Here is an 18630-nt window from a genome sequence, read left to right as displayed (position 1 = left end):
GCCCCCGGTAGCCGAGCGTTGTGTGAGCCAGGGGGTCCAATGAGGAGACAAGTCATGCAATTGCGATATTCCGTCCTGGCCGTCGCCGCCGCCTGCGCGGTGATGGGCCAAGCCGTGGCCGGCGAGGCCGAGGCGAAGAAGTGGATCGACGCCGAGTTCCAGCCGTCGACCCTGAGCAAGGAGCAGCAGATGGCCGAGATGAAATGGTTCATCGACGCCGCCAAGAAGCTCCAGTCCAAGGGCGTCAAGGAGATCTCGGTGGTCTCCGAGACCATCACCACGCACGAGTACGAGAGCAAGACGCTGGCCAAGGCCTTCGAGGAGATCACCGGCATCAAGGTCAAGCACGACCTGATCCAGGAAGGCGATGTGGTCGAGAAGCTGCAGACCTCCATGCAGTCGGGCAAGAGCATCTACGACGGCTGGGTCAGCGACTCGGACCTGATCGGCACGCACTACCGCTACGGCAAGATGATGAACCTGACCGACTACATGGCCGGTGCGGGCAAGGAGTGGACCAATCCCGGCCTGGACATCAAGGACTTCATCGGCACCAGCTTCACGACCGCACCGGACGGCAAGCTCTACCAGTTGCCCGACCAGCAGTTCGCCAACCTGTACTGGTTCCGCGCCGACCTGTTCGCGCGCCAGGACCTCAAGGACAAGTTCAAGGCCAAGTACGGCTACGACCTGGGCGTGCCGCTGAACTGGAGCGCCTACGAGGACATCGCGGCCTTCTTCAGCGAGGACGTGAAGACCATCGACGGCAAGCCGATCTACGGCCACATGGACTACGGCAAGAAGGACCCCTCGCTGGGCTGGCGCTTCACCGACGCCTGGCTGTCCATGGCCGGTACGGCCGACATCGGCATCCCGAACGGCAAGCCGGTGGACGAATGGGGCATCCGCGCCAGCGCCGACGGCTGCACGCCGCTGGGCGCCTCCGTCTCGCGCGGCGGGGCCACGAACTCGCCGGCCGCCGTCTATGCGCTGACCAAGTACGTGGACTGGATGAAGAAGTACGCGCCCAAGGAGGCCACGGGCATGACCTTCGGCGAGAGCGGCCCGGTGCCGGCCCAGGGCCAGATCGCGCAGCAGATCTTTTGGTACACGGCCTTCACGGCCGACATGGTCAAGCCGGGCCTGCCGGTCGTGAACGCCGACGGCACGCCCAAGTGGCGCATGGCGCCTGGCCCGAACGGCCCCTACTGGAAGCAGGGCATGCAGAACGGCTACCAGGACGTGGGCTCGTGGAGCTTCTTCAGCGGGCACGACGCCGACAGGACGGCGGCCGCCTGGCTCTACGCGCAGTTCGTGACGGCCAAGACCACCTCGCTCAAGAAGACCATCGTCGGCCTGACGCCGATCCGCGAGTCCGACATCCGCAGCCAGGCCATGACCGACATGGCGCCCAAGCTGGGCGGCCTGGTCGAGTTCTACCGCAGCCCCGCGCGCGTGGCCTGGACGCCGACCGGCACCAACGTGCCCGACTACCCCAAGCTGGCCCAGCTGTGGTGGAAGAACGTGGCCGTGGCCGTCACCGGCGAGAAGACACCGCAACAGGCCATGGACACCCTGGCCGAGGAGATGGACCAGGTCATGGCCCGGCTGGAGCGCGCGGGCATGGCCAAGTGCGCGCCCAAGCTCAACAAGAAGGAAGACCCCAAGAAGTGGCTGTCCGACAAGGGCGCGCCGTGGGCCAAGCTGGCCAACGAGAAGCCCAAGGGCGAGACCATCGCCTACGACACGCTGCTCAAGGCCTGGAAGGATGGCAAGGTTCGATAATCGGCCGCGCGCCGCCCGCCAATCGTGGTTGCGGCGCGCACCAGGGCCGTGCGGCGCCACCAGCGCAGGGCGCGGCCCCACCATCCGATGAGCTCCAACCCTTCCTCTCCTCAAACCACCGAGCGTGCCGCGCTGTTCGCGGCGCTCGGTGCTGCGCCGCCGTTCGACATCGCCATCGTTGGCGGTGGCGCCACCGGCCTCGGTGTGGCCGTGGACGCGGCCTCGCGCGGCCTGCGCACGCTGCTCGTGGAGTCGCACGACTTCGCCAAGGGCACGTCGTCGCGCGCGACCAAGCTCGTGCACGGCGGTGTGCGTTACCTGGCCCAGGGCAACGTGGGCCTGGTGCGCGAGGCGCTGCACGAGCGCACCACGCTGTTGCACAACGCGCCGCACCTGGCCCAGCCGCTGGCCTTCGTGATGCCTTGCTACGCGCTGTGGGAAGGCCCGTTCTATGGCGCCGGCCTCAAGGCCTACGACCTGCTGGCCGGCGACGCGGGGCTGGGCTCCACGCGTTTCCTGTCGCGCGGGGGCGTGCTGTCGGCCCTGCCGAACATCCGGCCGCAGGGCCTCAAGGGCGGGGTGCTGTACTGGGACGGCCAGTTCGACGATGCGCGCCTGGCGCTGGCGCTGGCACGCACGGCGGCCCGGCACGGGGCGCTGGCCATCAACTATTGCGCGGCCACGAGGCTGGTGCACGAGGGGGGCAAGGTGGTCGGCCTGACGCTGGAGGACCGCGAGACCGGCGCCGTGCATGCCGTGCGCGCCGGCTGCGTGGTCAATGCCACGGGGGTCTGGGTCGATCAGCTGCGGGCCCAGGACGCCCAGGCCCTGGCGCGGCCGGTCACACCGATCGTGGCCCCCAGCCAGGGCGTGCATGCCGTGGTCGACCGCTCTTTCATGCCGACCGACCATGCACTGCTGGTGCCGAAAACGGCCGACGGGCGCGTGCTGTTCGCCGTGCCCTGGCTCGGCAAGCTGATCCTCGGGACGACCGACACGCCGCGCCAGGACCTGCCCTACGAGCCGCGCCCGTTCGCCGAAGAGCTGGACTTCATCCTGGGCGAATCGGCGCGCTACCTCGCCCGCCCACCACTGCGCACCGACATCCTGAGTTGCTGGGTCGGCCTGCGCCCGCTGGTCAAGCCCTCTGGCGACGACGCCGCCACCAAGAAGATCAGCCGCGAGCACACCGTGCAGGTCAGCGCCAGCGGCCTGGTCACCGTGACCGGCGGCAAATGGACCACCTACCGGGCCATGGCGGAGGACGTGTTGCAACAATGCTACGCACGCCAGCTGCTGCCGGGCGAAGCCCCGTGCCGCACGCAGCGCCTGCGCCTGGTCGGCGCCGACGACCGCCTGCCGCAGGACCGCCCGCCGATGAGCGCACCGCAGGGCCACCAGGGCTACGGCAGCGACTGGCAGGCCGTCGCATCTATGGCAGGAAGTGAGCGCATGCTCGGCTCCGGCGTGAGCGAGGCCATGGTGCGCTTCGCCGCGCGCCACGAGTACGCACGCACGGTGGAAGATGTGCTGGCCCGGCGTGTGCGCCTGCTTTTCCTGGATGCGCGCCAGGCCGCTGCGCTGGCCCGGCCGGTTGCCGACATCCTGCTGGACGAGGGCTGCCCGGCCCCCGAACCCGAAGCCTTCCAGGCCCTGGCGCAGTCCTATCTGCCCGACGCGCAGGTCTGATCGCATCACCCGCTTGACATGGCGCGCCAGGGCCAACATAATTGCGGGCTTCGCCTTAAAAGGCGATGAGTTTCTTGCCCAAACGCGAGTGCTCCGAGTGGTTCGGGGTGTGAGCGACGGGCCCAAGACTGACTAGGCGGGTTGCAGGTTCGGGGTTGTCCCGGTGCCGCGGCCCTCCCGGTACAAGTTGGGAATAGCTAAATGATCCAAACTGAATCCCGGCTGGACGTGGCCGACAACACGGGTGCGAAGTCCGTCCTGTGCATCAAGGTGCTGGGCGGCTCCAAGCGCCGCTACGCCAGTGTCGGCGACATCATCAAGGTGAGCATCAAGGAAGCCGCTCCCCGCGGTCGCGTCAAGAAGGGCGAGATCTACAGCGCCGTCGTGGTGCGCACCGCCAAGGGCATCCGCCGCGGCGATGGCTCGCTCGTCAAGTTCGACGGCAATGCCGCCGTGCTGCTCAATTCCAAGCTGGAGCCCATCGGCACCCGCATCTTCGGACCCGTGACGCGTGAACTGCGTACCGAGAAGTTCATGAAGATCGTGTCCCTGGCCCCTGAAGTTCTGTAAGAGGACGCCATGAACAAGATTCGCAAGGGCGACGAAGTGATCGTGCTGACCGGGCGCGACAAGGGCAAGCGCGGCAAGGTGTTGCTGCGTTCGGACGACTCGCATGTGCTGGTCGAGGGCATCAACCTCGTCAAGAAGCATGTCAAGCCGAACCCCATGAAGGGCACCACCGGCGGCATCGTGGAAAAGGGCATGCCCATCCACCAATCCAACGTGGCGATCTTCAACGCCGCAACTGGCAAGGCCGACCGCGTGGGCATCAAGCTGTCCGCAGATGGCAAGACGCGCAGCCGCGTGTTCAAGTCCAGCGGCGAAGAAATCAAGGTGGCATGACCATGGCACGACTGCAACAACACTACCGCGAGAAGGTCGCTCCCGAGCTGACCGCCAAGTTCGGCTACAAGTCGCCGATGCAGGTCCCGCGCCTGACCAAGATCACGCTGAACATGGGCGTGAGCGAGGCCGTCGCCGACAAGAAGATCATGGACAACGCCGTCGGCGACCTGACCAAGATCGCCGGCCAGAAGCCCGTCGTGACCAAGGCCAAGAAGGCCATCGCCGGCTTCAAGATCCGCGAAGGCCAGGCCATCGGTGCCATGGTCACGCTGCGCGGCGTGAAGATGTACGAGTTCCTGGACCGCTTCGTCACCGTGGCCCTGCCGCGCGTGCGTGACTTCCGTGGTATCAGCGGCCGCGCCTTCGATGGCCGTGGCAACTACAACATCGGCGTCAAAGAACAGATCATCTTCCCCGAGATCGAGTACGACAAGGTCGACGCCCTGCGCGGCCTGAACATCAGCATCACCACGACGGCCAAGACCGACGAAGAGTGCAAGGCACTGCTCGCCGGCTTCAAATTCCCGTTCAAGAACTGAGGACAGATCCATGGCCAAAAAAGCTTTGATCGAACGCGAACTGAAGCGGGACCGTCTGGTTGCCAAGTACGCAGCCAAGCACGCCGAGCTGAAGGGCATCGCCAACAGCGCCAAGCACAGCGATGAAGAGCGCGATGCCGCTCGCCAGGCGCTGCAAAAGCTGCCGCGCAATGCGAACCCCACCCGCCAGCGCAACCGCTGCGAAATCACGGGTCGCCCGCGTGGCACCTTCCGTCAATTCGGCCTGGCACGCGCCAAGATCCGCGAACTCGCGTTCGCGGGCGACATCCCCGGCGTGACCAAGGCCAGCTGGTAAGCAGGCAGGAGATTCGAAATGAGCATGAGTGATCCGATCGCCGATCTGCTGACCCGCATCCGCAACGCGCAGATGGTGTCCAAGACCACGGTGACGCTGCCTTCTTCCAAAGTGAAGATCGCCATCGCCCAGGTCCTGAAGGACGAGGGCTACATCGACGGTTTCCGCGTCGTCCAGGACGGCAACAAGTCCGAACTGGAAATCGCACTGAAGTACTACGCCGGTCGCCCTGTGATCGAGCGCATCGAGCGCGTGAGCCGTCCCGGCCTGCGCGTCTACAAGGGCCACGACGCCATCCCCCAGGTCCAGAACGGTCTGGGCGTGGCCATCGTGACGACGCCCAAGGGCGTCATGACCGACCGCAAAGCGCGCGCATCCGGTGTGGGTGGCGAAGTTCTTTGCTACGTCGCCTAAACCGGCAGCCAGGAGAAAGAGCACATGTCTCGAGTAGGTAAAGCGCCGGTGTCCATTCCCGCGGGTGTGGATGTGGCGGTCAAAGACGACCAGATCAGCGTCAAGGGTTCCGGCGGCCAGCTGTCGCTGACCCAGAACCGCCTGGTCACGGTCAAGAGCGAAGGCGGCAAGCTGAGCTTCACGCCGATCGACGAATCGCGCGAAGCCAATGCCATGAGCGGCACCATGCGTCAGCTGGTGAACAACATGGTCGTCGGCGTCAGCAAGGGCTTCGAGAAGAAGCTGACCCTGATCGGCGTGGGCTACAAGGCCGCCGCCCAGGGCGCCAAGCTGAACCTGGCCGTTGGCTATTCGCACCCCGTCAATGTGGACATGCCCGCCGGTATCACGGTGGCCACGCCCGCTCCCACGGAAATCGTGATCAAGGGTGCCGACCGCCAACGCGTCGGCCAGATCGCAGCCGAGATTCGTGCCATCCGTCCGCCCGAGCCCTACAAGGGCAAGGGCATCCGCTACGCGGACGAGAAGGTCACGATCAAGGAAACGAAGAAGAAGTAAGGGGCAGCATGATGTTGACCAAGAAAGAACAACGTCTGCGCCGCGCGCGTCAGACCCGTATCCGGATCGCCACGCAAGGTGTTGCACGCCTGACCGTGAACCGTACCAATCTGCACATCTACGCCAGCGTCATCTCCGGCGACGGCGCCAAGGTGCTGGCCTCTGCTTCCACGCAGGAAGCCGACGTGCGCAAGGAACTGGGCGCCTCTGGCAAGGGTGGCAATGCCGCCGCTGCCACGGTGATCGGCAAGCGCATCGCCGAGAAGGCCAAGGCTGCTGGCGTCGAGAAGGTCGCCTTCGACCGCTCCGGCTTCGCCTACCACGGCCGCGTCAAGGCTCTGGCCGACGCAGCCCGTGAAGCCGGCTTGCAGTTCTAAAGAGATCGGAATCCATCATGGCAAGAATGCAAGGGAAGATGCAGGGCAAGGCTGAAGGGCCTGAGGACGGCCTGCGCGAGAAGATGATCGCGGTCAACCGCGTCACCAAGGTGGTGAAGGGTGGCCGTATCCTCGGTTTCGCCGCACTGACCGTGGTTGGCGACGGCGACGGCCGCGTCGGCATGGGCAAGGGCAAGTCCAAGGAAGTGCCTGCTGCCGTGCAGAAGGCGATGGACGAAGCCCGTCGCAACATGGTCAAGGTCACGCTGAAGAACGGTACCGTGTTCCACACGGTGCACGGCCACCATGGCGCCGCACGCGTCATGATGAGCCCGGCTCCCAAGGGTACCGGCATCATCGCCGGCGGCCCGATGCGCGCCGTCTTCGAAGTGCTGGGCATCACCGACGTCGTGGCCAAGAGCCATGGCTCGTCCAACCCGTACAACATGGTGCGTGCAACGCTGGACGCGCTGCGCAACTCCACCACGCCGGGCAACGTTGCTGCAAAGCGTGGCAAGACGGTCGAAGAGATCTTCGGCTGAGCGAGGGACTGAACATGTCTACCGAACAAACCGTCAAGGTGCAACTGGTGCGCAGCCCCATTGGCACCAAGGAATCCCACCGCGCCACCGTGCGTGGCCTGGGTCTGCGCAAGCTCAACAGCGTGAGCGAACTGAAGGACTCTCCTGAAGTGCGCGGCATGATCAACAAGATCGCCTACCTGGTGAAGGTCCTGTAAGAGGAACGACGATGGAACTCAACAGCATCCAACCCGCCGCTGGCGCCAAGCATGCCAAGCGCCGTGTCGGCCGTGGCATCGGCTCCGGCCTGGGCAAGACCGCAGGCCGCGGTCACAAGGGCCAGAAGTCGCGTTCCGGCGGCTACCACAAGGTCGGCTTCGAGGGCGGTCAAATGCCCATGCACCGTCGCCTGCCCAAGCGTGGCTTCAAGTCGCACCTGCTGCAATTCAACGCCGAGGTCACCCTCGCCGCGCTGGAAAAGCTGGGTGCCGCCGAAGTCGACGCGCTGACGCTGAAGCAAGCCGGCCTGATCGGTCAGCAAGCCAAGGTCGTCAAGGTCATCAGCACGGGCAAGCTCACGCTGGCCGTGAAGCTGACCGGCATTGGCGCCACCGCATCTGCCAAGGCTGCGATCGAAGCAGCCGGCGGCAGCCTGGCCTGATCCACAGGTCGTGAACGAGGATTCGCCTGGTGGCCACTAGTACGGCAAACATCGCAAAGACGGGCAAGTTCGGCGACCTGCGTCGCCGGCTGGTCTTCTTGCTGCTGGCGCTGGTCGTCTACCGCATCGGGGCGCACATCCCGGTGCCGGGCATCAACCCGGATCAGCTGCGTCAGTTGTTCAGCGGCCAGCAGGGCGGCATCCTGAACCTGTTCAACATGTTCTCGGGCGGAGCGCTGTCGCGCTTCACCGTGTTCGCGTTGGGGATCATGCCGTACATCTCGGCGTCGATCATCATGCAACTGGCGACCTACGTCGTGCCGACCTTCGAGCAACTGAAGAAGGAAGGCGAGGCCGGTCGTCGCAAGATCACGCAGTTCACGCGCTATGGCACGCTGGCGCTGGCCCTGTTCCAGTCGCTGTCGATCGCGGTCGCGCTGGAAAGCTCCGCTGGCCTGGTGATTTCGCCCGGTTTCGGCTTCCGCATGACGGCGGTCGTGAGCCTGACGGCAGGCACGATGTTCCTGATGTGGCTGGGTGAGCAGATCACCGAGCGTGGTCTGGGCAACGGCATCTCGATCCTGATCTTTGCCGGCATCGCGGCCGGGCTGCCGAGTTCCATCGGCGGCCTGCTCGAACTGGTGCGCACGGGTGCGATGAGCATCATCGTGGCGCTGATCATCGTGGTGGTCGTGGCTCTGGTCACCTACTTCGTGGTGTTCGTGGAACGTGGGCAGCGCAAGATCCTCGTGAACTATGCGCGGCGCCAGGTCGGCAACAAGGTGTATGGCGGGCAATCGTCCCATCTGCCCCTGAAGCTGAACATGGCTGGCGTGATCCCGCCGATCTTCGCGTCGTCCATCATCCTGCTGCCGGCGACGGTGGTGGGCTGGATGAGTTCGGGTGGCGAAGGCTGGTTCTCCCGTCTGCTGCGCGATGCCGCTGCGACGCTGAGCCCCGGCCAGCCGATCTACGTGATGTTCTACGCCGCAGCGATCGTGTTCTTCTGTTTCTTCTACACGGCGTTGGTGTTCAACAGCCGTGAGACGGCGGACAACCTGAAGAAGAGCGGCGCGTTCATTCCGGGTATCCGCCCGGGTGAGCAGACCGCGCGCTACATCGACAAGATCCTGCTGCGGCTGACGTTGGCTGGTGCGATTTACATCACCTTCGTCTGCCTGCTGCCGGAGTTCCTGATCCTGAAGTACAACGTTCCGTTCTACTTCGGTGGGACATCGCTGCTGATCATCGTGGTCGTCACCATGGACTTCATGGCCCAGGTGCAGAACTACATGATGTCGCAGCAGTATGAGTCGTTGCTCAAGAAGGCGAACTTCAAGGGCGGTTGAGATGGGTCGGTCGCAAGATGCGACGCCAGAGGTGACGGTCGAATTGACGCCTTACGACCTGTCGCATGCGCGCAGAGTGTTGCGCGCCAATGGGTTGAATGGCTAAACAGTTTTAGGAGAGAGTTATGAGAGTTTCGGCTTCGGTCAAGAAAATCTGCCGCAACTGCAAGATCATCCGTCGCAACGGCGTGGTCCGCGTGATCTGCACCGATCCGCGTCACAAGCAGCGCCAAGGCTGACCAGATTTAAGAGGACGTTATGGCACGTATTGCTGGTATCAACATTCCGCCGCACAAGCACGCCGAGATTGGCCTGACCGCGATTTTCGGCATCGGCCGCACCCGCGCGCGCCAGATCTGCGAAGCCTGTGGCATCGACTACGCGAAGAAGGTCAAGGACCTGACGGACGCTGATCTGGAAAAGATCCGCGACCAGATCGCCGCATTCACGATCGAGGGTGACCTGCGCCGTGAAACGACGATGAACATCAAGCGCCTGATGGACATCGGCTGCTACCGCGGCTTCCGCCATCGCCGCGGCCTGCCCATGCGCGGCCAGCGTACGCGCACCAACGCCCGTACCCGCAAGGGTCCGCGCAAGGCCGCTCAGGCCCTGAAGAAGTAAAGAGATTGAGAGATCACCATGGCTAAAGCTCCGTCGAACAACGCCGCCCAGCGCGTGCGCAAGAAGGTCCGCAAGAACGTCTCCGACGGAGTTGCGCACGTGCATGCCTCGTTCAACAACACCATCATCACGATCACCGATCGTCAGGGCAACGCCCTGTCGTGGGCATCGTCGGGTGGCCAAGGCTTCAAGGGCTCGCGCAAGTCCACGCCGTTCGCTGCTCAGGTGGCGTCCGAAGTGGCTGGCCGTGCTGCGATGGAGCAGGGCATCAAGAACCTGGATGTCGAGATCAAGGGCCCTGGCCCCGGTCGCGAGTCGTCGGTTCGTGCACTCGGTGCGCTGGGCATCCGCATCACGTCGATCTCCGACGTGACGCCGGTCCCGCACAACGGCTGCCGCCCGCAAAAGCGCCGCCGCATCTGAGCGTTTCTCGCTCCTCTCATAAGCCCACCGCCGTCGGCAACTGACCGGCGGCTCCTGCGGCGTTGCGCCGCAGCAGTTGATTCAAAGGACACACCAAGTGGCACGCTATCTCGGCCCCAAGGCCAAACTTTCCCGCCGCGAAGGCACCGACCTGTTCCTGAAGAGCGCCCGCCGCTCGATCAGCGACAAGGCCAAGTTCGACTCCAAGCCCGGCCAGCATGGCCGCACCTCCGGCGCCCGCACCAGCGACTACGGTCTGCAGCTGCGCGAGAAGCAGAAGGTCAAGCGCATGTACGGCGTGCTCGAGAAGCAGTTCCGCCGCTACTTCGAAGAAGCCGACCGTCGCCGTGGCAACACCGGCGCCAACCTGCTGTCGCTGCTGGAATCGCGCCTGGACAACGTGGTCTACCGCATGGGCTTCGGTTCCACGCGCGCTGAAGCACGCCAGCTGGTCTCGCACAAGGCCATCACCGTGAATGGCAAGAGCGTGAACATCGCTTCCTACTCGGTCAAGGTCGGTGACGTGGTCGCCGTGCGCGAGAAGTCCAAGAAGCAGAACCGCATCGTCGAAGCGCTGCAACTGGCCCAGCAAGTCGGGATCCCGGCTTGGGTGGAAGTCAGCCTGGACAAGGCCGAAGGCACCTTCAAGAAGACGCCGGACCGCGACGAGTTCGGCGCCGACATCAACGAATCGCTGATCGTCGAACTGTATTCGCGCTGATCGGCGCGACGCCATCTCGCGATGTTATTCCTGGGCCCGCACGCATGCGGGCCTAGGCACTTCACCAGCCTTACCGGTGTAACGAGCTGGGGGTATTGAGAGGAAGCTGCATGCAAACCAATCTGCTGAAACCCAAAGCCATCAATGTGGAGCAACTTGGCCCGAACCGGGCCAAAGTTGCTTTGGAGCCGTTCGAGCGCGGCTACGGTCACACGCTGGGCAACGCGCTGCGCCGAGTCCTGCTGTCCTCGATGGTGGGCTATTCGGCAACGGAAGTCACGATCGCCGGCGTGCTGCACGAGTACTCGTCCATCGACGGTGTCCAGGAGGATGTGGTCAACATCCTGCTGAACCTCAAGGGCGTGGTGTTCAAGCTGCACAACCGCGACGAAGTCACGCTGAGCCTGCGCAAGGACGGCGACGGCCTTGTCACGGCTGCCGACATCCAGACGCCCCACGACGTCGAGATCATCAACCCTGAGCATGTCATCGCCACGCTGTCGCAAGGCGGCAAGCTGGACATGCAAATCAAGGTTGAAAAGGGCCGCGGCTACGTGCCGGGCAGCATGCGCCGCCATGGCGACGAGCAGACCAAGTCGATCGGCCGCATTGTGCTGGACGCCTCGTTCTCGCCCGTCAAGCGCGTGAGCTACACGGTCGAGAGCGCCCGTGTGGAACAGCGTACCGACCTGGACAAGCTGGTCGTCGAGATCGAGACCAACGGTGCCATCACCGCCGAAGACGCCGTGCGCGCCTCGGCCAAGATCCTGGTCGAGCAACTGGCTGTGTTCGCACAGCTGGAAGGCAGCGAGCTGGCTGCGTTCGACGCACCGGCACCGCGCGGCAATGCGCAGTTCGACCCGATCCTGCTGCGCCCTGTCGACGAACTCGAACTGACCGTGCGTTCGGCCAACTGCCTGAAGGCCGAAAACATCTACTACATCGGCGATCTGATCCAGCGCACGGAGAACGAGCTGCTGAAGACCCCGAACCTGGGCCGCAAGTCCTTGAACGAAATCAAGGAAGTGCTGGCTTCGCGTGGCCTGACCCTGGGCATGAAGCTGGAAAGCTGGCCGCCCGCAGGCCTGGACAAGCGTTAATTTTTCAACCTGGTGAACGGGCGGTACCTGACACGGCCGCCCTGATCGATAAAGAAAGGAAATCACCATGCGTCACGGACACGGACTCCGCAAACTCAACCGCACCAGCTCGCACCGCCTGGCGATGCTGCGCAACATGATGAATTCGCTCATCGAGCACGAAGCCATCAAGACCACGGTCCCCAAGGCCAAGGAACTGCGCCGCGTCGTCGAGCCCATGATCACGTTGGCCAAGGAAGCCACGGTCGCGAACCGCCGCCTGGCGTTCGACCGCCTGCGCAGCCGCGACAGCGTCGTCAAGCTGTTCGATGTGCTGGGCCCGCGCTTCAAGGCACGTCCCGGTGGTTACACGCGCATCCTGAAGATGGGTTTCCGCGTCGGCGACAACGCGCCCATGGCGCTGGTCGAGCTCGTGGACCGCGCTGAAGTTTCTGAAGAAGTTTCTTCCACGGAAGAGACCAAAGCGTAAAAATACGCTATACTTGCTGTCTTGCCGCGCGATGGAGCAGTCTGGTAGCTCGTTGGGCTCATAACCCAAAGGTCGGAGGTTCAAATCCTTCTCGCGCAACCAACATAAAGTGCTAGCAAACAGCACTTACGAAGCCCGCTTTTAGCGGGCTTCGTCGTTTCTGGGCGGGCTGTGTCGCGGCGCCTGGCGAAAGTCTGTGGCGTCGCGAGGTGGGTTGGTTGGTGCGGGCACTGGGTGACGTCGCAATACATTCTTGGACGAGCGCAAGAGCGCCCTGACGGCTGTCTTGCCCAAGAGGATGGGCCTGACCGAAGCTGGCCGGTGCGTTGTTCGGCCAGGCGGAGGCCTGATCGCCGGCTGAGGTCTTCGAGGCCTCATCAGTAGGCACCGCGATGCCTTCGCGAGCGGGCCAGCCCGCAAGGCGTGTGGATCGCCGGTCGGTGTGTCGACGTCATGCCTTGCGGCTGCGCGATCCTGGACAAGCTGCGCCCTCGGCTTGCGCGGCGCGGGATGCGGGTGCCGCAAATTCAACGCGTCTGACCGGGTCCGCGGTGCGGTCAAGGCATAGCACCACCCGGCACGCGAAAGCGCCGCGGTGGCGCATTGCACAGCGGAGCGGATGGTGTGCTACGCCACTGCGCGACGCGCAGGACTGCATGCGGAAGCCATCGGTCCGGGTGTACGAGCGTCCTCAGGGCTGAGGCCCTTGACGGGCTCTGTACCGTTTCTGGCCGCTGCCGCAGGTGGCCGGCGCGAATGGGTCTTCAACGCGCACGCGCGGCAGCCTGGCGCATCCCGTGGCTGTTCAAGCCAGAGCGCGCGAGACCGAGAGCAAGTGCCACAGCCTGCATTGGAACTGCGCAGCGCAATGCGTTCATCCAATGGTGCGGTCAGCCGCACCCAGCGCAGAGCGCTACAGCGCCGTTGCGAGACACATACCCACCCAAAAACCCCGTACCGGCAGCGCCTGGCACCGCCATTCGCACCCCTTGCACGCAAATTGAAACAAATTACCCCGTGCATACTGGATGCAAAATGCATCGATCGTGTGCAAACAATGACAAACTCCACATCCTCTCAAAGGCCAATAAAGTGTGTGCAGTAATTGCATATCTCAGTCAGCGCCGGGGTCGTGGGGGAGGCGGCGCTGATCGCCGATCCGGAGCCGTGGCGGTTACCTCCGCTTCACGCTCCGTCGTGAATCCAACAAAAGTAAGAGGAACCTATGAAATTTCGCCCAAGAATGCTGCTCGCCGCGTTGGCCCTGGCGGGGATGGCAGGCGCTGTCCAGGCTGATGTCCTGAAGGTCGACGTCAACAATGGCTACACGACCGTGGCCTCGGCACCTGGCTACCAGGGTGAAGTGGCGCAATGGAGCGTCACCAACACGACCGTGCCCGCCGTCGGCGCGCCTTTCGACAGCTTCGTCGCCTACTGTCTGCAGTTGATGGAGTCGGTCGACCAGGTCGGCGAACAGAACTACAGCCGTATCAGCTTCGCCGCCAATGCCGACGTGCAGGAACTGTACGACCGCTTCTACAGCAGCTCCCTCACCAGTGCGGTCAATGCCGTCGGCTTCCAGGTGGCGCTGTGGGATCTGCTCGGTCAGGCCGATGCGGATGGCTTCGTCACCGGCGTGTCGGGCGCAGGCGCCAAGGCCCTGATGATGCTGGACGAGGTGCACAACGGCACCGATCCCTACCAGCAGGATCGGTACAGGTTGATCTCGTGGGTCTCCGAAGACCACCAGGATCTGCTCCAGGCCGTGCCCGCGGATGCGGGCGAGGTGCCCGAGCCGAGCGCGCTGGTCCTGGGCGGCGTCGGCCTACTCGCCCTGGGATGGGCATCGCGCCGCCGCAAGGCCACGGACCGGGCCTGATCCCGCCGGTGCGCACGGCGAGGCCGTGCACCGTTGAACTGGCGCGGGGGCGCCGTCGCTGCCCCCGCGCCAAACCGTCTGGATTTCACACAGTGTTTGAACATCGTCCTGCACCGCACCGCGGGCGGGAGAGGAGCGTTTGATGGGAGCCCCCAATAACCTGACCACCAGCGTCGAGGTCTGTGAAGACACAGACAAGACCTTCAAGCTGGTGGACCTGCTGATCGCGGCCGGGTACACGCCGACGGCACCCGTGACGGTGACGCAGGCGCTGGTCACCAACCCGGACGGATCGATTTCTGCGGCGCCGACCTCTCTGGTGCGCTTCACGGCCGATGCGACAGGCCTGGTCGTCACCGCCAGCAACGAAGCGGACTGGTTCGGCAGCCTGAGCAGTTTGAACCTGGTGGTCGAACAGGGCACGCAGTCCTTCACCATCCGCGTCAACATCACCGTCCTGCCGGTCAACGATGCACCGGAAGGCACGGACAACGCCATTGCGCTGACCGATGGCGCTGGCTACGTGCTCAAGGAGTCCGATTTCGGCTTCCACGATCCTGTCGAGGGCGACAACTTCAAGTCGGTCGTGTTGACGACATTGCCGACATCCGGCCAGTTGCTGCTCAATGGCGTGGCACTGGCAGCCGGCGCAGAGGTGTCGGTGCAGAACATCCGCGCGGGCGCACTGGTGTACATGCCGCCGTCCTCGGGGGCCGGTCCGGCGGGATTCGATTTCCAGGTCCGCGACGATGGCGGCACCGCCAACTGCAACGGCCATGACCTCGACGCAACGCCCAACCACATCGTGTTCGACCCCGTGCTGGGCAGCCTGGGTGACCGCGTCTGGTTCGACGCCAATGGCAACGGCGTCCAGGACACCGGCGAGAGTGGCGTCGCTGGCGTGGGCGTGGTGCTTGCGGGGGCCGGGACCGACGGGAAGTTCGGCACGGCCGACGACGTGTTGCGTGTCGACACCACGGACGCCCAGGGCAACTACCTGTTCGAAGGTCTCGCTGCGGGCCAGTACCGCGTGACCTTCAATGCGGGCACCGCCTACACATTCACCGCAGCGGACCGCGGCGGCAACGATGCTGCAGATTCCGATGCGAACGCCGGCGGCCTGACGGGCGTGATCGATCTGGGCATCGGTGAGAACGACCTGAGCGTGGACGCGGGCCTCGTGCTGCGCGACACCAATACCGCCAAGCTGGGCGACCGCCTGTGGTACGACACCGACCGTGACGGCGTGCAAGACACCGGCGAGACCGGCGTCGCCGGCGTGACCGTCACGCTGGCCGGCGCCGGCGCCGATGGCGTGTTCGGCACGGCCGACGACATCGGCCGCACCACGACGACGAGCAGCACGGGCAACTACCTGTTCAGCAACCTGGCCGCAGGCCAGTACCGCGTGACCTTCGGGGCGGTCGCCGGCTACAACTTCACCACGGCCAACGTGGGAACCAACGACGCCACCGATTCCGACGTGAACGCAAGCGGCGTCTCCCAGACGGTCACGCTGGCCATCGGCCAGTCCGAGCTGACCGTGGATGCCGGCATCGTGCAGCGTGAGACCAACACGGCCAAGCTGGGCGACCGCCTGTGGTACGACACCGACCGCGACGGCGTGCAGGACACCGGCGAGACCGGCGTTTCAGGTGCCACCGTCACGCTGGCCGGCGCGGGCGCCGACGGCGTGTTCGGCACGGCCGACGACATCGGCCGCACCACGACGACCAACAGCACGGGCAACTACCTGTTCAGCAACCTGGCCGCAGGCCAGTACCGCGTGACCTTCGGTGCGGTGGCCGGCTACAACTTCACCACGGCCAACGTGGGAACCAACGACGCCACCGATTCCGACGTGAACGCCAGCGGCGTCTCCCATACGGTGGCGCTGGCCATCGGCCAGTCCGACCTGACCGTGGATGCCGGCATCGTGCAGCGCGAGACCAACACGGCCAAGCTGGGCGACCGCCTGTGGTACGACACCGACCGCGACGGCATCCAGGACACGGGTGAGACCGGCGTCTCCGGCGTGACCGTCACGCTGGCCGGCGCCGGCGCCGACGGCGTGTTCGGCACGGCCGACGACATCGGCCGCACCACGACGACGAGCAGCACGGGCAACTACCTGTTCAGCAACCTGGCCGCAGGCCAGTACCGCGTGACCTTCGGAGCGGTGGCCGGCTACAACTTCACCACGGCCAACGTGGGAACCAACGACGCCACCGATTCCGACGTGAACGCCAGCGGCGTCTCCCATACGGTGGCGCTGGCCATCGGCCAGTCCGACCTGACCGTGGACGCCGGCATCGTGCAGCGCGAGACCAACACAGCCAAGCTGGGCGACCGCGTGTGGTACGACACCGACCGCGACGGCATCCAGGACACGGGTGAGACCGGCGTGGTCGGCACAACGGTGACGCTGGCCGGCGCCGGTGCCGATGGCGCCTTCGGCACGGCCGACGATGTCAGCCGCACGACCACCACCAACAGCACGGGCAACTACCTGTTCAGCAACCTGGCCGCGGGCCAGTACCGCGTCACCTTCGGGGCGGTGGCCGGCCACGACTTCACCACCGCCAACGCGGGCGGCAACGACGCCCTGGATTCGGACGCGAACGCCAGCGGTGTCTCGCACACGGTCAATCTGGGCATCGGCCAATCCGACCTGACGGTGGACGCCGGCGTCGTGGTGCGCGAGACCAACACCGCCAAGCTGGGTGACCGGTTCTGGTACGACACCGACGGTGACGGCGTGCAGGACAGTGGCGAAGGCGGCGTCTCCGGTGCGACCGTGACGCTGAGCGGGGTGGGTGCCGATGGCGTGTTCGGCACGGTCGATGACATCAGCCGCACGACCACCACCGACAGCGCAGGCAACTACCTGTTCAGCGACCTGGCAGCGGGCCAGTACCGCGTCGTGTTCAGCGCCGTGGCGGGCTACGGGTTCACGCAAGCCAATGCGGGTGGCAACGACGCCACCGATTCGGATGTCAACGCCGCAGGCTTGTCGCACACGGTCACCCTGGCCAGCGGTCAGTCCAACCTCACGGTGGACGCGGGCATCGTCCAGCGTGCGACGAACACGGGCATGGTCGGTGACCGCGTGTGGTTCGACATCGGTTCGGGCAGCAGCTACCACAACAATCTGCAGGACAGCAACGAGGTGGGCCTGAGCTTCAATGTCGTCAACGTCCTGGTGACACTGCACGACAGCGCCACGGGGGCGAGCCTGCAGACGACCTACACGGACACCGAGGGCAAGTACCTCTTCACCGGGGTCAATGCCGGCAACTACTACCTGAGCTTCGACAAGAGCGCTGCGTTTTCCTTTAGCGCGTACTACAACAAGTTCCAGAGCGTCGCACGCCAGGCGTGGTCGGCTCCGGATGCAGGCGACGATGCGCGGGACTCCGATGTCAACGGCCTCATGAGGACCGAGCAGGAGCTGCTGGTCTCGCGCACCGACAGCTTCTACCTGGCCCAGGGCGCAACCGATCTCACGCGCGATGCGGGCATCACCCCCATCGTGCTCGACCTGGATGGCGACGGCATTCACACGCTGGCCCGTGGTGCCTCGGACGCCACCTTCGACCTGTTCGGCAACGGCAGCGGGGTGCGATCGGGCTGGATCTCTGGCGGTGACGGCTTCCTCGCCGTGGACAGCAACGGCAACGGCCGCATCGACGACATCGGTGAGCTCTTCGGCGGCAATGCCAAGGGCGCAGGCTTCGCCAAGCTGGCCAGCTTCGACAGCAACGGCGACGGCCTGGTCGACAGCCGCGACACCGCCTTCGGCGAACTGCGCGTCTGGGTCGATGCCGATGGCAACCGCCAGACCGACGCCGGAGAGCTGCGCACGCTGGCCGAAGCCGGTGTCGCCGCGCTGACGGTGGACTATGTGGAGCAGCCCTTCCTCGATGCGCAGGGCAACCTGCACCTGGAGCGCAGCAGTGCCAGCCTGGCCGACGGCAGCGTGGTGGACATGACCGACGTCTACTTCAACGTCGATGCCGCCGACGCCCTGGCGGCTGGCGTTGCGCTGCCCACCATGGGCGAACTGCTCGGCGTGGACGATGCGCTGCTGCAGCAGGCCTTCGGCCCGGCGTCCCTCGGCGGCCAGGCCGGCATGGCTGCCGCGGATCTCGGCATCGACGCCGCTGCCGAGGCGCAGCGGGCCATCGCCGACGCCATGAAGCATGCCGAAGCCTCGCTGTCCGTGAGCTGCTGAAGCCGGGCCTGCCGCCGCCCGGGGTGCCGCCCTGGGCGGCGGCCTTCCTTTTTGTGCCGCCGTGT

Annotated in this window: 21 protein-coding genes and 1 tRNA gene; all 22 read left to right on the top strand. The window is 65.1% G+C overall.

Features of this window, described 5'->3' with window-relative positions; genetic code table 11:
• Positions 1-54 precede the first annotated feature (54 nt).
• Entirely contained in the window at positions 55-1785 is a 1731-nt protein-coding gene (locus tag DES41_RS16290; protein WP_114468703.1) for an ABC transporter substrate-binding protein, read from the top strand.
• A gap of 87 nt (positions 1786-1872) precedes the next feature.
• The gene (locus DES41_RS16285; RefSeq protein WP_114468702.1) at positions 1873-3474 is read left to right on the top strand and encodes a glycerol-3-phosphate dehydrogenase/oxidase; all 1602 of its coding nucleotides are present in this window, start codon (positions 1873-1875) and stop codon (positions 3472-3474) included.
• Positions 3475-3675: 201 nt separating this feature from the next.
• Complete coding sequence (gene rplN / locus DES41_RS16280) at positions 3676-4044, top strand: 50S ribosomal protein L14 (RefSeq protein ID WP_114468701.1); 369 nt, start codon at positions 3676-3678, stop codon at positions 4042-4044.
• A gap of 9 nt (positions 4045-4053) precedes the next feature.
• Positions 4054-4377, top strand: coding sequence for a 50S ribosomal protein L24 (rplX, locus tag DES41_RS16275; RefSeq protein ID WP_114468700.1), 324 nt, complete (start codon positions 4054-4056; stop codon positions 4375-4377).
• Positions 4378-4379: 2 nt separating this feature from the next.
• Positions 4380-4919 (top strand): 50S ribosomal protein L5, encoded by a 540-nt coding sequence (rplE, locus tag DES41_RS16270; protein ID WP_114469014.1) that lies wholly within the window; start codon positions 4380-4382, stop codon positions 4917-4919.
• A gap of 10 nt (positions 4920-4929) precedes the next feature.
• Positions 4930-5235 carry a 30S ribosomal protein S14 gene (gene rpsN, locus DES41_RS16265; RefSeq protein WP_114468699.1) on the top strand — a complete coding sequence of 102 codons (306 nt, stop codon included), beginning with the start codon at positions 4930-4932 and terminating at the stop codon, positions 5233-5235.
• An 18-nt stretch (positions 5236-5253) separates the two neighbouring features.
• Positions 5254-5649: a 30S ribosomal protein S8 gene (rpsH, locus tag DES41_RS16260; RefSeq protein ID WP_056671743.1), complete on the top strand. Its 396-nt coding sequence runs from the start codon at positions 5254-5256 to the stop codon at positions 5647-5649.
• A gap of 24 nt (positions 5650-5673) precedes the next feature.
• On the top strand, positions 5674-6207 hold the full coding sequence (gene rplF, locus DES41_RS16255; RefSeq protein ID WP_114468698.1) for a 50S ribosomal protein L6: 534 nt from the start codon (positions 5674-5676) through the stop codon (positions 6205-6207).
• A gap of 11 nt (positions 6208-6218) precedes the next feature.
• Positions 6219-6584: a 50S ribosomal protein L18 gene (gene rplR / locus DES41_RS16250; RefSeq protein WP_114469013.1), complete on the top strand. Its 366-nt coding sequence runs from the start codon at positions 6219-6221 to the stop codon at positions 6582-6584.
• Between the two features lie 17 nt (positions 6585-6601).
• On the top strand, positions 6602-7126 hold the full coding sequence (rpsE, locus tag DES41_RS16245) for a 30S ribosomal protein S5 (RefSeq protein ID WP_114468697.1): 525 nt from the start codon (positions 6602-6604) through the stop codon (positions 7124-7126).
• 14 nt (positions 7127-7140) lie between these two features.
• Positions 7141-7323, top strand: a complete 183-nt coding sequence (rpmD, locus tag DES41_RS16240) for a 50S ribosomal protein L30 (protein WP_056671752.1) — start codon at positions 7141-7143, stop codon at positions 7321-7323.
• 11 nt (positions 7324-7334) lie between these two features.
• Positions 7335-7766, top strand: coding sequence for a 50S ribosomal protein L15 (gene rplO, locus DES41_RS16235; protein ID WP_114468696.1), 432 nt, complete (start codon positions 7335-7337; stop codon positions 7764-7766).
• 29 nt (positions 7767-7795) lie between these two features.
• A complete protein-coding gene (secY, locus tag DES41_RS16230) occupies positions 7796-9115 on the top strand; it encodes a preprotein translocase subunit SecY (RefSeq protein WP_056897896.1) in 1320 nt (439 codons plus the stop codon).
• 125 nt (positions 9116-9240) lie between these two features.
• Entirely contained in the window at positions 9241-9354 is a 114-nt protein-coding gene (rpmJ, locus tag DES41_RS16225; protein ID WP_006297867.1) for a 50S ribosomal protein L36, read from the top strand.
• Between the two features lie 19 nt (positions 9355-9373).
• Positions 9374-9739 carry a 30S ribosomal protein S13 gene (gene rpsM / locus DES41_RS16220; RefSeq protein WP_056671761.1) on the top strand — a complete coding sequence of 122 codons (366 nt, stop codon included), beginning with the start codon at positions 9374-9376 and terminating at the stop codon, positions 9737-9739.
• 18 nt (positions 9740-9757) lie between these two features.
• Positions 9758-10162, top strand: coding sequence for a 30S ribosomal protein S11 (gene rpsK / locus DES41_RS16215; RefSeq protein WP_114468695.1), 405 nt, complete (start codon positions 9758-9760; stop codon positions 10160-10162).
• A gap of 97 nt (positions 10163-10259) precedes the next feature.
• Positions 10260-10883: a 30S ribosomal protein S4 gene (gene rpsD, locus DES41_RS16210; protein WP_114468694.1), complete on the top strand. Its 624-nt coding sequence runs from the start codon at positions 10260-10262 to the stop codon at positions 10881-10883.
• 110 nt (positions 10884-10993) lie between these two features.
• The gene (locus DES41_RS16205; RefSeq protein ID WP_114468693.1) at positions 10994-11983 is read left to right on the top strand and encodes a DNA-directed RNA polymerase subunit alpha; all 990 of its coding nucleotides are present in this window, start codon (positions 10994-10996) and stop codon (positions 11981-11983) included.
• Positions 11984-12050: 67 nt separating this feature from the next.
• The gene (gene rplQ / locus DES41_RS16200; RefSeq protein ID WP_114468692.1) at positions 12051-12452 is read left to right on the top strand and encodes a 50S ribosomal protein L17; all 402 of its coding nucleotides are present in this window, start codon (positions 12051-12053) and stop codon (positions 12450-12452) included.
• 25 nt (positions 12453-12477) lie between these two features.
• Positions 12478-12554: transfer RNA gene (locus DES41_RS16195), tRNA-Met, on the top strand.
• Positions 12555-13695: 1141 nt separating this feature from the next.
• On the top strand, positions 13696-14331 hold the full coding sequence (locus DES41_RS16190; RefSeq protein WP_170168196.1) for a PEP-CTERM sorting domain-containing protein: 636 nt from the start codon (positions 13696-13698) through the stop codon (positions 14329-14331).
• Positions 14332-14473: 142 nt separating this feature from the next.
• Positions 14474-18565 carry an SdrD B-like domain-containing protein gene (locus DES41_RS16185; RefSeq protein ID WP_114468690.1) on the top strand — a complete coding sequence of 1364 codons (4092 nt, stop codon included), beginning with the start codon at positions 14474-14476 and terminating at the stop codon, positions 18563-18565.
• Positions 18566-18630: the final 65 nt, after the last annotated feature.

This window comes from Pseudorhodoferax soli, assembly GCF_003337555.1.
GTDB classification, from domain to species: domain Bacteria; phylum Pseudomonadota; class Gammaproteobacteria; order Burkholderiales; family Burkholderiaceae_C; genus Pseudorhodoferax; species Pseudorhodoferax soli.
The sequence above is the reverse complement of the archived record's forward strand: the minus strand, read 5'-3'. Positions and strand labels throughout refer to the sequence as shown.

Bases quoted from the DNA above. Each gene is read 5' to 3' on its own strand.
- DES41_RS16290 (WP_114468703.1), top strand. From the start codon at position 55: ATGCAATTGCGATATTCCGTCCTGGCCGTCGCCGCCGCCTGCGCGGTG.
- DES41_RS16285 (WP_114468702.1), top strand. From the start codon at position 1,873: ATGAGCTCCAACCCTTCCTCTCCTCAAACCACCGAGCGTGCCGCGCTG.
- rplN (WP_114468701.1), top strand. From the start codon at position 3,676: ATGATCCAAACTGAATCCCGGCTGGACGTGGCCGACAACACGGGTGCG.
- rplX (WP_114468700.1), top strand. From the start codon at position 4,054: ATGAACAAGATTCGCAAGGGCGACGAAGTGATCGTGCTGACCGGGCGC.
- rplE (WP_114469014.1), top strand. From the start codon at position 4,380: ATGGCACGACTGCAACAACACTACCGCGAGAAGGTCGCTCCCGAGCTG.
- rpsN (WP_114468699.1), top strand. From the start codon at position 4,930: ATGGCCAAAAAAGCTTTGATCGAACGCGAACTGAAGCGGGACCGTCTG.
- rpsH (WP_056671743.1), top strand. From the start codon at position 5,254: ATGAGCATGAGTGATCCGATCGCCGATCTGCTGACCCGCATCCGCAAC.
- rplF (WP_114468698.1), top strand. From the start codon at position 5,674: ATGTCTCGAGTAGGTAAAGCGCCGGTGTCCATTCCCGCGGGTGTGGAT.
- rplR (WP_114469013.1), top strand. From the start codon at position 6,219: ATGTTGACCAAGAAAGAACAACGTCTGCGCCGCGCGCGTCAGACCCGT.
- rpsE (WP_114468697.1), top strand. From the start codon at position 6,602: ATGGCAAGAATGCAAGGGAAGATGCAGGGCAAGGCTGAAGGGCCTGAG.
- rpmD (WP_056671752.1), top strand. From the start codon at position 7,141: ATGTCTACCGAACAAACCGTCAAGGTGCAACTGGTGCGCAGCCCCATT.
- rplO (WP_114468696.1), top strand. From the start codon at position 7,335: ATGGAACTCAACAGCATCCAACCCGCCGCTGGCGCCAAGCATGCCAAG.
- rpmJ (WP_006297867.1), top strand. From the start codon at position 9,241: ATGAGAGTTTCGGCTTCGGTCAAGAAAATCTGCCGCAACTGCAAGATC.
- rpsM (WP_056671761.1), top strand. From the start codon at position 9,374: ATGGCACGTATTGCTGGTATCAACATTCCGCCGCACAAGCACGCCGAG.
- rpsK (WP_114468695.1), top strand. From the start codon at position 9,758: ATGGCTAAAGCTCCGTCGAACAACGCCGCCCAGCGCGTGCGCAAGAAG.
- DES41_RS16205 (WP_114468693.1), top strand. From the start codon at position 10,994: ATGCAAACCAATCTGCTGAAACCCAAAGCCATCAATGTGGAGCAACTT.
- rplQ (WP_114468692.1), top strand. From the start codon at position 12,051: ATGCGTCACGGACACGGACTCCGCAAACTCAACCGCACCAGCTCGCAC.
- DES41_RS16190 (WP_170168196.1), top strand. From the start codon at position 13,696: ATGCTGCTCGCCGCGTTGGCCCTGGCGGGGATGGCAGGCGCTGTCCAG.
- DES41_RS16185 (WP_114468690.1), top strand. From the start codon at position 14,474: ATGGGAGCCCCCAATAACCTGACCACCAGCGTCGAGGTCTGTGAAGAC.